10 protein-coding genes are annotated in these 13,610 nt (G+C 64.3%); 2 read left to right on the plus strand and 8 right to left on the minus strand.

Annotation, left to right across the window (positions count from 1 at the left end):
• Positions 1-72 precede the first annotated feature (72 nt).
• The 4 genes from NE851_RS21450 to NE851_RS21465 form a co-directional block, all read right to left on the minus strand.
• A complete protein-coding gene (locus NE851_RS21450; protein ID WP_254957469.1) occupies positions 73-2,040 on the minus strand; it encodes a DEAD/DEAH box helicase in 1,968 nt (655 codons plus the stop codon).
• Positions 2,041-2,139: 99 nt separating this feature from the next.
• The gene (locus NE851_RS21455; protein WP_254957471.1) at positions 2,140-3,996 is read right to left on the minus strand and encodes a CHASE2 domain-containing protein; all 1,857 of its coding nucleotides are present in this window, start codon (positions 3,994-3,996) and stop codon (positions 2,140-2,142) included.
• Positions 3,997-4,001: 5 nt separating this feature from the next.
• Positions 4,002-4,520, minus strand: a complete 519-nt coding sequence (locus NE851_RS21460; protein ID WP_254957473.1) for a FecR domain-containing protein — start codon at positions 4,518-4,520, stop codon at positions 4,002-4,004.
• 125 nt (positions 4,521-4,645) lie between these two features.
• A complete protein-coding gene (locus NE851_RS21465) occupies positions 4,646-5,791 on the minus strand; it encodes a citrate synthase (protein ID WP_254957474.1) in 1,146 nt (381 codons plus the stop codon).
• Between the two features lie 84 nt (positions 5,792-5,875).
• Between NE851_RS21465 and NE851_RS21470 the strand changes: the two genes are divergently transcribed.
• Positions 5,876-6,964 carry a citrate synthase/methylcitrate synthase gene (locus NE851_RS21470; RefSeq protein WP_254957475.1) on the plus strand — a complete coding sequence of 363 codons (1,089 nt, stop codon included), beginning with the start codon at positions 5,876-5,878 and terminating at the stop codon, positions 6,962-6,964.
• A 70-nt stretch (positions 6,965-7,034) separates the two neighbouring features.
• On the opposite strand, the gene pyrG is transcribed toward NE851_RS21470, so the two are convergent.
• The 4 genes from pyrG to NE851_RS21490 all read right to left on the minus strand — a co-directional run bounded on the left by pyrG (position 7,035) and on the right by NE851_RS21490 (position 11,243).
• A complete protein-coding gene (gene pyrG / locus NE851_RS21475; protein ID WP_047615254.1) occupies positions 7,035-8,663 on the minus strand; it encodes a CTP synthase in 1,629 nt (542 codons plus the stop codon).
• A 143-nt stretch (positions 8,664-8,806) separates the two neighbouring features.
• Positions 8,807-9,310, minus strand: a complete 504-nt coding sequence (gene secG / locus NE851_RS21480; protein ID WP_097594461.1) for a preprotein translocase subunit SecG — start codon at positions 9,308-9,310, stop codon at positions 8,807-8,809.
• 139 nt (positions 9,311-9,449) lie between these two features.
• Entirely contained in the window at positions 9,450-10,220 is a 771-nt protein-coding gene (tpiA, locus tag NE851_RS21485) for a triose-phosphate isomerase (protein ID WP_097544314.1), read from the minus strand.
• Between the two features lie 126 nt (positions 10,221-10,346).
• Positions 10,347-11,243: an alpha/beta hydrolase gene (locus NE851_RS21490; RefSeq protein ID WP_254957476.1), complete on the minus strand. Its 897-nt coding sequence runs from the start codon at positions 11,241-11,243 to the stop codon at positions 10,347-10,349.
• Positions 11,244-11,451: 208 nt separating this feature from the next.
• Here NE851_RS21490 and parE point away from each other — a divergent pair, with 208 nt between their 5' ends.
• Complete coding sequence (parE, locus tag NE851_RS21495) at positions 11,452-13,554, plus strand: DNA topoisomerase IV subunit B (RefSeq protein ID WP_097544316.1); 2,103 nt, start codon at positions 11,452-11,454, stop codon at positions 13,552-13,554.
• Positions 13,555-13,610: the final 56 nt, after the last annotated feature.

The raw sequence follows: 13,610 nt of genomic DNA on the forward strand, positions 1-13,610 counted from the left end.
GCCCTTCGCCCGAACTGGCGAAGGGGTCCCGCGATTCAAACTGCTGCAGCATCCAGCGCTGTAGCAGCAAGATCAGCCGGGCTTCTTTTTTGAAAATTTGGCCTTCGGTCCGCCGCCCTTGCCCTCATGTCTGGGGGCCTCAGACCTCACGCCTTCGAATTTCGGTTTGTCGAATTTCGGCTTGTCGGATTTCGGGCCATCGAAAGCAGGCTTGCCCGGCTTTTTGCTCCAGGGCTTGCTATCCCGTCTTTCCCCGCCGGCATTGTCAGCCGCAGCATATCCGCCGCCCGGACCCTTGCCGAACTTGTTCTTCGGCCGCTCGTTGCGGAATGAGTCGTCCGGACGCTCGTCACGGGATGGCTTGCCGGCATAGGGTTTCGGCGACGGCGCCCGGCTGAAATCCGGTGTGCCCGAAAGCCGAGTCACGCGGATGCCGCGTTCGAGTGCCTTGTTCGGTCCGATCGCCGCCTGGAAGCTTTCGGCGCTCGCCGCGGCGATCTCCACGAAAGTTTCCTCGGGCTGCATCTTGATCGCGCCGATCTCGCGCTTCGTCACATTGCCGTTGCGGCAGAGCATCGGGATCAGCCAGCGCGGCTCGGCATTCTGCTTGCGCCCGACCGAGATAGAGAACCAGACGCTGGCGCCGAAATCCTCACGCGGTCCCTTCTGCGCAGGCTCGTACGGCTCGGCATTGTCGCGGCGCTTGCGGTTGCGCTCGTCCTGCACGGTAACCTCAATGAGATCCTCCGGCGCCGAATGATTGGTGCGGTATAGACGCAGGAAGGCGGCGGCAAGCTTTTCGGCGCCGTGGCTGGCGAGAAGCTGCTGCACCAGCCCCTGTTCTTCTTCCTGCGGTGTTTCGTTGAAGATCGGGTCGGCAAGCAGACGTTCATCGTCGCGCTCGCTCACCTCCTCGGCCGAAGGCGGCCGCGCCCAGGCAGCCGAAATTCCGGCATTTTCGAGCAGGCGCTCGGCCTTGCGACGTGCGTTCAGCGGCACGATCATGGCGCTGATGCCTTTGCGCCCGGCCCGGCCGGTGCGGCCACTGCGGTGCAGCAGCGTTTCCGGATTGGTCGGCAGGTCGGCATGGATGACGAGATCGAGACCCGGAAGGTCGATGCCGCGGGCGGCGACGTCGGTCGCGATGCAGACGCGGGCACGTCCGTCGCGCATCGCCTGCAGCGCATGGCTGCGCTCGTTCTGCGTCAGCTCACCGGAAAGCGCCACCACGGCGAAATTGCGGTTGTTGAACCGCGCAGTCAGATGGTTGACGGCAGCGCGCGTCGAGCAGAAGACGATGGCGTTGGTCGCCTCATGATAGCGCAGCACGTTGATGATCGCGTTCTCGCGGTCGCTGGGCGCCACCATGAGCGCGCGATATTCGATGTCGACATGCTGCTTTTCCTCGGCCGCGGTGCTGATGCGCACGGCATCGCGCTGGTAGCTCTTGGCAAGCTTGGCGATCGCCGCCGGCACCGTTGCCGAAAACATCAAGGTGCGGCGTTCGTCCGGCGCCGAATCGAGAATGAATTCCAGGTCCTCGCGGAAGCCGAGATCGAGCATCTCGTCGGCCTCGTCGAGCACGGCAGCCTTCAGCTCAGACATATCGAGCGCCCTGCGGCGGATATGGTCGCAGAGCCGGCCGGGCGTGCCGACGACGATATGGGCGCCGCGCTCGAGCGAGCGACGCTCGCTGCGGATGTCCATGCCGCCGACGCAGCTTGATATCACCGCGCCGGTCATTTCGTAGAGCCATTCGAGCTCACGCTTCACCTGCAGGGCAAGCTCGCGCGTCGGGGCGATGACGAGGGCGAGCGGCGCGCCGGCATTGCCGAAGCGCTCTCGGCCTTCGAGCAGCGTCGGCGCCAGCGCCAGGCCGAAGGCGACAGTCTTGCCGGAACCGGTCTGGGCCGAGACCAGCGCATCGGAAGCGGCGAGCGCCGGATCGAGCATCGCCTTTTGCACCGGGGTGAGTTCGGCGTAACCGCGCTTCTGCAACGCCTTGGCGATCGCCGGGACGACGCCGTTGAATTCTGTCATGGGTTCGATCTTTCGGAGCTGTCAGGCGCGTGACTGCGCCATGGCCGGAGCCAGCCGGCGGGGTATTTGCGCCGTTCCTAACCGCTCCCGCGGCGATTGTCAAAGCGTGCGGCTACGCCACAGCCACGCGTCGATGTGGCTCGCCCGACCGCGCAGCGTCGTTTCCAACGGTCCCTCCATCCGGCCGGACTGCGCAAGCACGCTGTCGGGGCCTGCCGCGCGGACGATTTCGGCGCTCAGCGCCAGCTCGACGCCATGGCGGGCGGCCACTTCCATCAGGCGGCTGCCGACATTGATGGTGTCGCCTGCCGCGGTGATCTGCTGCCGGTCGCCGGTACCGAGACGCGAGGCGACGATCGGCCCGCAATGGGCGCCGACCTTGAAGCCGATCTTCTTTTGGGCGAAGCCCGCATGCGCTTGAAGCCAGGCCCGCGTGCGCTCACACAGGCTCACTGCGCAGGCAGCAGCCCGGGCGGCATCGTCATCGGAGGGTTCCGGCAGGCCGAACAGGATCATCGCCCCGTCGCCCATGAAGCTGGTGATGGCGCCGCCATGGGCGCGCGCCTCCTCGTCGATCAGTTCGAAGAAGCCGCTCAGCACCTTGCTCACCGCCACCGGTCCGACGGTTTCGCTGAGGCCGGTAAAGCCCGAGAGATCGATGAAGATGACGGCGGCGTTCTGGCGCACCGGCGTGGCGAGGAAATTCGGATCGCGCGCCAGCCACTCGCCGAGGCCGGGCGCCTCGATGCGCTGCAGGAGCGCGCTCTGTTCGGCATAATGGCGGGCGCGGCCACGGTCGCGCCAGAGTTCGGCCGCGCCGAAGATCAGCGCCGGCGGCAGCGCTGCGGCGATCGGCAGCGCCGCACTCAGCCAGTAGCCATGCGCATAGGCCGACAGATTGAGCATCGCCCAGACGATGAGCGTCAGCACGATGATGACATAGCCTGCCGCACTGCGGCGCCAGGCGACCAGCGAAACGAGCACGACCGTCAGACCGATGGCGGTGGCGGCATCGATCAGCCTTATCCTGTGGTCGCGCACCATGCCGTCGCCGGTGACGAGATGGGTAATCGCCGTCGACATTACCTCGACACCTGGCATGACGGGATCGAACGGCGTCGGAAAGACGTCGCCGCCACCAGTGACCGTCGAACCGATGACGACGATGCGGCCGGCGATCGCATCCGCCGAAAGCTTGCCATCCAATGCATCGGCGGCGCTGAAGGTGGCGATTCTGCCGTGCCCGCCGTAGAAAGTCACCGGCAACCGCTGGCCGATATCGGTGGGAATGCGCAGCTTTCCGAGCATGATGGCGTCGGGTTCGATGGTGGGATTGACGCCGAGCGCCACTGAAGCGACACGCAGCGGAAAAGCCGGATCCAGCCGCTCTGCGGTACGCGAGATCAGCGGAATGAAGCGCGGCGTGCCGGTCTGGTCGGTTGCGACATTGACGATGCCGACCGCGGCTGCCTCGGCGAAACGGGGAAGCGGCAGGAGAAGCTGGTTTGCCTCAGGGATGGCGGCAAGCGGATCGTCGGCGGTATCGCTCACGCGCTGCCGGCTCTGTGCAAAGGTGGCCGCAGCCGCAATCACGCTCGGTCCCTGGCGAAGGGCTGAGGTCAGTGCCGCGTCGCCCTCCTCCGGCCCCGGATCGACCAGCAGAATATCGATGGCCACGGCTTTCGGCTTCAGCGCGGTGATCGCCTCGATGAGGCGCGCAAGCGTCGCCCGATTTAGGGGATAACCATGCGCCCCGGCGGTGCGGTCGTCGATCGCAACGATCGAGACAACAGGAGGCGGTGTCTTCGCCCCGACGATGACGCTGCGGATATCGGCAAGCGAGGCCTCCATCCGGTCGAGAATGCCGCTTCCGGCATTGAGATTGGTATAGCCGAGTGCTGCCGCCCAAAGACCGGCGAGCAGCAGCGCGATCACAGTCTGCAGGCGGTGGTTCATAGGATTTATTGGCCAAGGCGGGCAAGAAGGGCGGCGGCGCGCGGCGCCGGCCAGCGACGCACGACGAGTGGTTCGGTTCCGCCGCTGACATCGACGCCCTCACCCGGCGACAGCACCACCGGCTCGCCGGCCGGCCGGCGGACCGCGACGCTGCCTCTGACGACCAGCACCGAGGTCTTGCCACCCGCGACATCGACAGCCCATTGAGTGCCGCGCACGGCGGCGATCGCCTGCGGCGTCACGACCTGGAACCCGCCGGCATGCTGCGTGCTGTCGACATCGACGAGGATCGCCTTGCGGCGCAACGCCGCCGAATCAGGGCTGCCGTCGCGGTTGCGGTCGACGAGGCTGTAGACCGCGCCGGCCTCCGCCGTTACCGTGACACCACCTGGACAACTGAGCACCTGGCGGGCGCCGGCATCACGCGAGACCGTGCAGCCGGCAGACTGCGCAACGGCCACCACATACGGAATGAGGCCGACAGCGAGTGCGGCGGCAAGCAGGCTACGAAGCGTCCTATTCATGGAAAGTCCCCTTGACCGCGCGGGACAGCTTTTCGAAAGCGCCCCGCCAACCGTCTTCTTCCATGTGCGGCATGATAGCCGAATTCGGATATTTCCCTAGGCAAAAAAGCGAAGCGGCGGAATTCTTAAGTTCTGCGGTCCGTTTCAGGTGCCGGTCCGACATAACGCGCCCGCGGCCGGATCAATTCGCCGCTGTCGATCTGCTCCATCGCATGCGCAAGCCAGCCGGCGGAACGGGCAAGCGAGAAAATGATGATCGGCGCCTCCCTCGGGAGATCGAAAGCGGCTGCCATCGCAGCAAGCGCGAAATCGACATTGACCCTCTCGCCGACCATCTCCTCGCCGGTTTCCCGAACCGCGGCAAACTGCGGCGGCAGGGGAAAGTGCGGCAGCAGCGCCAGAGCCCTGATGTCGCCATCGGGATAGAGCGGATGGCCGAAGGCCGACAGGCGATTGCCCTGGGCAAGCGTGCGGCGGATCGCCTGCTCCGCCCCAAGGGCGGCTGCTGCCTCGATCAAGGCGTCGACGCCCTGCCAGGCGGCCCCATGCAGCGGTCCTGTCAGCGTCGCCAGTCCCGAAAGCACGGCGGCGGAAAGGGCCGCACCCGCCGATGCCGTGACCCGCGCCGCGAAGGTGGAGGCGTTGAGTTCATGATCGGCCATCAGCACCAGCGCGCGGCGCAGGCAATCGGCAGCATCCGGCCGCCGCCAGCTGGCAGCAAGCCGCAGATGCAACGGCTGCTCCGGCGGCCCCGGGGCCAGCGCATCGGCGAGGGTGCAGAGAACCCCGCCTGCTTCACGGCGAAGTGCGGCCTGTGAGCGGCCGAGCGACGGTAGATCGGATGTCACCCGCCCTGCCAACGCCCGGAAGGCCGCCTGAAGCGACGGAGAGGTATTTCCGGTTCTGCTCCCGGAGAGGAAGGCTTCCGCGCCGTTCCAGAGCAGTGCTGCCGTCTGCTCCAGCGTCGCGACGTCAGCGAAATCGGCCGCATCCCGGCCGCGATAGAAAAGCCGTCCGCCTGTGATGGTCGAGATTGCCGAGGGGAGAACCGGATCGCCCCACCTTATCGTCTCGGCCGCAACCGTTTCGGCCTTGCGGCGGCCGGCATGGCGTTCGGCAAGCCTCTGCACGTCGCTGGCCTGGTAAAGGCTGCGGCGCGGATCGGAGGGATCGGGCTTGGCGTGGATGCGCCCGCGGCTGACATTGGCGTAGAGCGTCTGCGGCTTGGTCTTCAGCGCCTGTAGCGCCTCCTCGGCGGTCAGCCACGACATCGGAACCTCATATTGATCATTTACATCAAGATTGACGTCAATGAGACTAGGTCGGATCATCCGTGGCGTAAAGGAGAAAACAACATGACGAATGGCTTGGAAGATGTCATCGCCGCCGAAACGCAGCTCTCGGATGTCGATGGCGAAGCGGGACGGCTGATCATCCGTGGCGTATCGCTGGATCATCTGGTCGCAGACGGTACCTATGAAGGCGTCGCCGCCCTGTTGCTCGACGGGCTGATGGAACGAAGCTTCGATGAAGCCGAATTGCGCGGCTGGCTCGCCAAAGCGCGAACCGGGGTGTTCGACCATATCAAGGCTGCCGATGCCGCACTGCTCGCCCTGCCTCCGGTCGATGCGATGCGAGCGTTGATCGCCCGGCTGCCCGACGGCGAGGATTTCGATACCGCGCTCAGCCTTCTGGCGGCGCCCGCAGTCTTCCTTCCGGCGGTTCTGCGCATGCAGCGCGGCAAAAAACCGATCGCGCCCGACGCTTCACTGCCGCAGGCGGCCGATATCCTGCGCATGCTGACCGGAAAATTGTCGAGCAGAGAGCAGACGGCGGCACTCGACGCCTATCTGGTGACGATATCAGACCATGGCCTCAACGCCTCGACCTTCGCATCGCGCGTCATCGCCTCGACACAGGCCGGCCTCACCTCGTCCGTGCTCGCAGCACTGAGCGCACTGAAAGGACCACTGCATGGCGGCGCGCCCGGTCCCGTGCTCGACATGCTGGATGCAATCGGAACGGCGGAAAACGCTTACCCGTGGCTCGGCGAAGCGCTCGACCGCGGCGAACGGCTGATGGGCTTCGGCCACCGTATCTATCGTGTCCGCGATCCGCGTGCCGATGCGCTGAAGGGCGCACTGAAGCCGCTGATATCAACCGGACAGGTCAACAGGGCTCGCAGCGCGCTGGCGGAAGCGGTGGAGGCTGCTGCATTGTCGATCCTCAAGGCGCGCAAGCCGAACCGGCCGCTCGACGTTAATGTCGAGTTCTATACCGCGCTGCTGCTCGAAGCCCTCGGCTTTCCGCGTCAAGCCTTCACCGGGGTCTTTGCGATCGGCCGCACCGTCGGCTGGCTGGCGCATGCGCGCGAACAAGCGCTCGACGGCCGGTTGATTCGCCCGCGTTCTGTCTATATCGGGCCGTTGCCGGCCGCGGCTTGAAGGTTGATCCGGCAGAGCATCCGGACCTAATCCAGATCGCGCCTAACCGCGCGATCTGGTGCGACTTTCATCAGACGAGACGGCTCTGTTCCGTCGCCGCTTCGATGAAGCTGGCAAACAGCGGATGCGGGTCGAGCGGCCGGCTCTTCAGTTCCGGGTGATACTGCACGCCGATGAACCAGGGATGATCGGGATATTCGATCGTCTCCGGCAGCACGCCGTCCGGCGACATGCCGGAGAAGACGAGGCCGCAGTTCTCCAGCCGGTCCTTGTAGTCGATATTGACCTCATAGCGATGGCGATGACGCTCGGAAATATCGGTCGAGCCATAAATCTCCGAGATCTTCGTGCCCTTCTTCAGCGCCGCCTTGTAGGCGCCAAGGCGCATCGTGCCGCCGAGATCGCCGGCCGCTGTCCGCTTCTGCAGCTCGTTGCCCTTGATCCATTCGGTCATCAGGCCGACCACCGGCTCTTTCGTCGGGCCGAATTCCGTCGAGGATGCGGCCGGCACATCGGCAAGATTGCGCGCCGCCTCGATCACCGCCATCTGCATGCCGAAGCAGATGCCGAAATACGGCACCTTGCGCTCGCGGGCAAAGCGGGCCGCATGGATCTTGCCTTCCGAACCGCGCTCACCGAAGCCGCCCGGCACGAGGATGCCGTGCACCTTTTCGAGATAAGGCGCCGGATCTTCCTTTTCGAAGACCTCGGATTCGATCCATTCGAGCTTGACCTTGACGCGATTGGCGATGCCACCGTGATGCAGCGCCTCGATCAGCGACTTATAGGCATCCTTGAGGCCGGTGTATTTGCCGACGATCGCGATCGTTACCTCGCCTTCCGGCGTGCGGATCCGGTTGCAGACCTCTTCCCACTGGTCGAGGCGCGGCTTCGGCGCCGGCTCGATGCCGAATGCGGCGAGCACTTCGTCGTCGAGACCTTCCCGGTGGTAGGCCATCGGCACGTCATAGATGTTGGCGACGTCGAGCGCCTGGATGACGGCGGACGGACGCACGTTGCAGAACAGCGACAGCTTGCGGCGCTCTGCCTCCGGAATTTCGCGGTCGGCGCGCACCAGCAGGATATCGGGATGAATGCCGAGCGCCTGCAGTTCCTTCACCGAATGCTGGGTCGGCTTGGTCTTGAGCTCGCCGGCCGCCGGAATATAGGGCATGAGCGTCAGGTGGACATAGACAGCGGTGCCGCGCGGCAGGTCGTTGCCGAGCTGGCGGATCGCCTCCATGAACGGCATCGCCTCGATGTCGCCGACCGTACCGCCGATCTCGCAGATGACGAAGTCGTAGTCGTCATTGCCCTCGACAACGAAATCCTTGATCTCGTTGGTGACGTGCGGGATGACTTGCACCGTCGCGCCGAGATAGTCGCCGCGCCGTTCCTTGTCGATGATGTTCTTGTAGATGCGGCCGGTGGTGATGTTGTCGGTCTTGGTCGCCGAACGCCCCGTGAAGCGTTCGTAGTGACCGAGATCGAGATCGGTTTCCGCGCCGTCGTCGGTGACGAAGACCTCGCCGTGCTGGGTCGGGCTCATCGTGCCCGGGTCCACGTTCAGATAGGGATCGAGCTTGCGAAGCCGGACCCGATATCCACGGGCCTGCAGCAACGCTCCGAGAGCCGCGGCCGCGATTCCTTTTCCGAGAGAGGAAACCACGCCGCCAGTGATGAATACGTATCGCGCCATGGGATTCACCGGATACCTTTTCAAAAACGATTCCACCAGCCCAAAAATTCTTTTCCAGAACTTTCGGAGCGTGACGCGGGAATCTGAACAAAAGAAAACCGGCAGACCCGAGGGCCTGCCGGCGGTTTATGTCGAAGACCGGTTTATTGTCCCGTCGGGACACCGGAGGGCTGAGCCGGCGCGGCCGGAACTGCCGGGGTAGTCGTTGCAGGTGCGGTAGCTGCCGGGGCCTGAGTCGCCGGAGCGCCAGTTACAGGAGCTTGAGCGGCGGGAGCCTGCGGTGCGGGCGTCGCAGCCCCGCTGCTCGGAACGCCGTTGCCGGCCGGCTGACTTGCCGGAGCCTGTGCGCCGCCACCGAGCGAATCGAGAATACCGTTGCCCTGGCCGCTTGTTGCCGGAATGCGGTCGAGAATATCGCTCGGGCGGCCTTCGTAACGCGTCAGAATGCCGAGGCCGAGCGAAGTCAGGAAGAACAGGGTCGCAAGGATCGCGGTCGTGCGCGTCAGCGCATTAGCCGTGCCGCGGGCCGACATGAAGCCCGAACCGCCGCCGATGCCGAGGCCGCCGCCTTCCGAGCGCTGGATGAGCACGACGCCGACGAGGGCGAGCACGATCATGAGATGGATGACAATCAATACTGTCTGCATGGGTCCAGTCCTGCCCGCCTGGAGACGGACAAAGTTAAGAATTCTGGCGGCTCTTTACATGAGGCTTTGATCTATTCCAAGCCCTTCGGCCCGGAATACGCCCTGGAATAAACGAATAAACCCAGGAATAAACAATGCCTCAGGCGAGCAGCGCCTCATAGGCCCGGTAGATGGCGAGGAAGTCTGCCGCTTTCAAGCTCGCCCCGCCGATCAGCGCGCCGTCGACATTGGCGATGCCCATCAGCTCCCCGGCATTGGCCGGCTTGACCGAGCCGCCGTAGAGCAGACGCATCTTGCGACCTTCATCGCCGAAGCGGGCCACAAGCTCTGCCCGCATGAAGGCGTGCGCCTTTTCGACATCGCCCGATGTCGGCGTCACACCGGTGCCGATCGCCCAGATCGGCTCGTAGGCGATGACGGTGTTCTCGGCGGTGGCAGCGTCCGGAACCGAGGCGGAAAGCTGGCGTTTGATGACATCGAGCGCCTGGCCGGTCCGGCGTTCATCCGCCGTCTCGCCGATGCAGATGATCGCCGTCAGATCCGCGGCGAAGGCGGCTTCCGCCTTGGCGCGGACCAGATGATCCGTTTCGGCATGGTCGGTGCGCCGCTCGGAATGGCCGACGATGACATAGGTGCCGAAACAATCGGCAATCATCTCGGCCGAAATGTCGCCGGTATGGGCGCCGGATGGCTTCTGATGGCAGTCCTGAGCGCCGATCGCCAGCGGGCTGTCGGTGCAGAGCGCCGTTGCCACATAGAGCAGCGTCGTCGGCGGGCAGATCAGCGCTTCCACCTTGTCGGCCAGCGGCGAACGAACGCCCTCGGCGATCGCCTTGATCTGATCCAGGGAGGCACGCATGCCGTTCATTTTCCAGTTTCCCGCCACAAGCGGGCGCACGTCAGGGGTCATGCCAGCCTTCCAAAATCTGCTTATGCCTTGGGCAATATCAAAAGCGCGCGGCAAAGAAAAGCATCATGCCCTTGACGTAAGGGGAATCTCGGCGATCCCGCGTATATTTCTGCCGAAAACCAGCCGCTAACTGGCAAGAATCCAATTCAACACGATACGCCAGTCGATCATCCGGATCGGCGTCCCGTGATTGCCGGTCTGAAACAGTGTGAAGCGTGTCGGATATTTCGCCTTGTGCAGGTTTTCGAACAGCGCCTGCTGGTTAGCGGCGGCGTAGACCGGGTCGCGGCTGCCATGGGCAAACCACAGCGGCAGCTTCGCCTTGTAAAAGGCGCTCTTTGTGAAATCAGGGTCAGTGACCCCGCTCATGACAAGCATGCCCTTCAGCCGCTTGACGCTGTCAGCGTCGCGCGCAATGCCCCAGCAGACCTGGCTGCCCATCGAGGCGCAGGAAAGGATGATCGGCCGGCCGGGCGATTGCGCGCCGGCATAACGGATCAGGCCGGCAATTGCGGCAACGCCGCTGCTGTCGAAACTCCTGACCGTCGGCGAATAATAAACGCCGCCATTGCCGGCGACGAGGTTCTTCAGCCGGTTGAAATTGCCGCCGAAACTGTAGTCGTTGGCCCCCAGCCGCCGGTCGCCGTCGCGGCCATGGATGAAGATCACCGTGAAGGCGGCATTCCCGGCCGGTCCCACCCTGGTGACATCGAGCTTGGCGCCATCGAGAGACAGCGTCTCGTCCGCTTGGACCTTGCGGATGCCGAGCGCCACATATTTCTGCTGCACCCGTTTTTGTGGGATCTGGTCGCGGCCGTTGATATCGCGCATCTCGTCATAGTCGATGACCTCGAAGGCGCCGTCATCGCCGGTCTGCAGCACGGTCTGCTTCGAAAACAGATCGTCCTTGAAGGGCGGCAGCGCATCGGCTGCCTGCGCAGCACCGGCGGACAGGATGGCTGCGGACAAGAAAAACGCCGCAATTGCGGTGATGATGGTGCAATGACTTGTGGACATTCGCATTCGGATGGTTCCTGAAGCCTGCCGCCGCTTGCCATTCCGCGCCCGGCAACGCAAATCATTTGGGAAAAACCCGCCAAGTCAGGCGGTGTCGCGTATAGAGGTGCTTTCTGGCAAAATCTGCCTGATTCGCAAACGTGGCATGAAATGCGGTGATTTTGGGTCGACGGGAATGCCAGACCTAAGACAGGATGAAGATCTGAACGGCTCCATGGACGATAGCAACGACCTTTTTTCCGGAATGCCCCTCTCTGAAAAACGCGAGGAGGCGCAGAAGCCTGCCGCTCTGGCCGAGCGGCCGTCGGTAACGGCTGCGCCCGCCGTCGCTGCAGCGCCCTCTGCTGGCGGGGCGTCAGCGCGTCCGGCGCCCGCCGCCTCCAACTCGGATGAATACGGTGCCTCGTCGATCCGCGTCCTCGAAGGCCTCGAGCCGGTGCGCATGCGCCCGGGCATGTATATCGGCGGCACCGATGAAAAGGCGCTGCACCACCTGTTTGCCGAAGTCATCGACAATGCGATGGACGAGGCGGTCGCCGGCCACGCCAATTTCATCGAGGTCTATCTTGATCTCGAGGGTTATCTCACCGTCTCCGACAACGGCCGCGGCATCCCGGTCGAGAACCATCCGCAGGTGCCGGGCAAGTCGACTCTCGAAGTCATCATGACCAAGCTGCATGCCGGTGGCAAATTCGACGGCAAGGCCTACGAGACCTCGGGCGGCCTGCACGGCGTCGGCGTCTCCGTCGTCAACGCGCTTTCCGACGACCTCGAGGTCGAAGTGGCGCGCAACCGCAAGCTCTACCGCCAGCGTTTCTCCCGCGGCCTGCCGCAGGGTGGGCTCGAAGAGCTGGGCGACGTCCACAATCGCCGCGGCACCCGCGTGCGCTTCCATCCCGATCCCCAGATCTTTGGGGATCACATGAAGTTCGATGCCGCCCGCGTCTTTCGCATGGCGCGCTCGAAGGCCTATCTGTTCGGCGGCGTCGAAATCCGCTGGAGCTGCGAGCCGGGCGTGCTGCCCGAAGGCTCCGAAGTGCCCGACAAGGCCGTCTTCCACTTCCCCGGCGGCCTGAAGGATTACCTGCAGGCGACGATGGGCAAGGAGTTCACCGTCACCCGCGAGATCTTCGCCGGCAAGACCGAGAAGGTGAGCGGCCACGGCTCGATGGAATGGGCGATCACTTGGTATGGCGGCGATCCGCAGGTGCATTCCTACTGCAACACCATCCCGACCCCCGAAGGCGGCACGCATGAGGCCGGCCTGCGCATCGCGCTGACCAAGGGCCTGAAAGCCTATGCCGAGCTGACGCAGAACAAGCGCGCCGCCCAGATCACCACCGATGACGTCATGATCTCGGCCGTCGGCATGCTGTCGGTGTTCATCCGCGAGCCGGAATTCGTCGGCCAGACCAAGGACAAGCTTGCCACCGTCGAGGCCCAGCGCATCGTCGAGAATGCGCTGCGCGATCCCTTCGACCATTACCTTGCCGACAATCCGAACGAGTCAGCCAAGCTGCTCGACTGGGTGATCGAGCGCGCCGAGGAGCGTCTGCGCCGCCGCAAGGAAAAGGAAGTCAACCGCAAGACGGCGGTGCGTAAATTGCGCCTGCCCGGCAAGCTCGCCGACTGCTCGCAGAACACCGCCGAGGGTGCCGAACTCTTCATCGTCGAGGGCGATTCGGCAGGCGGTTCGGCCAAGCAGGCGCGCAACCGCGCCAACCAGGCCATTCTGCCGCTGCGCGGCAAGATCCTCAACGTGGCCAGCGCCGGCCGCGAAAAACTCGGCGCCAACCAGCAGCTCGCCGATCTCATCCAGGCGCTCGGCTGCGGCACACGCTCGAAATACCGCGACGAAGACCTGCGCTACGAGCGCATCATCGTCATGACCGATGCCGACGTCGACGGCGCCCATATCGCCTCGCTGCTCATCACCTTCTTCTATCAGGAGATGCCGGAACTGGTGCGCGGCGGCCACCTCTTCCTCGCCGTGCCGCCCCTTTACAAGATCACCCAAGGCTCGAAATCCGCCTATGCCCGCGACGACAACCATCGTGCCGAGCTGATGCAGACGGAATTCAAGGGCAAGGCCAAGGTCGAGATCAGCCGCTTCAAAGGTCTCGGCGAGATGATGCCCGCCCAGCTCAAGGAAACCACCATGGACCCGTCCAAGCGCACCCTGCTCAAGGTGCTGATCGACGAGGTGGATTTCGAAGGCACCCGCAGCGCCGTCGACGATCTGATGGGCACAAAACCGGAAGCCCGCTTCCGCTTCATCCAGGAGCGCGCGGCCTTCGCGGAGAACCTCGATATCTAGAGCAGGGCGATACCTGCCAGCTAGTTTGCTTCAATAATCGCGCTCATGGGACCGAG

The sequence above is a fragment of the Rhizobium anhuiense bv. trifolii genome, assembly GCF_024346605.1.
Taxonomy (GTDB): domain Bacteria; phylum Pseudomonadota; class Alphaproteobacteria; order Rhizobiales; family Rhizobiaceae; genus Rhizobium; species Rhizobium anhuiense.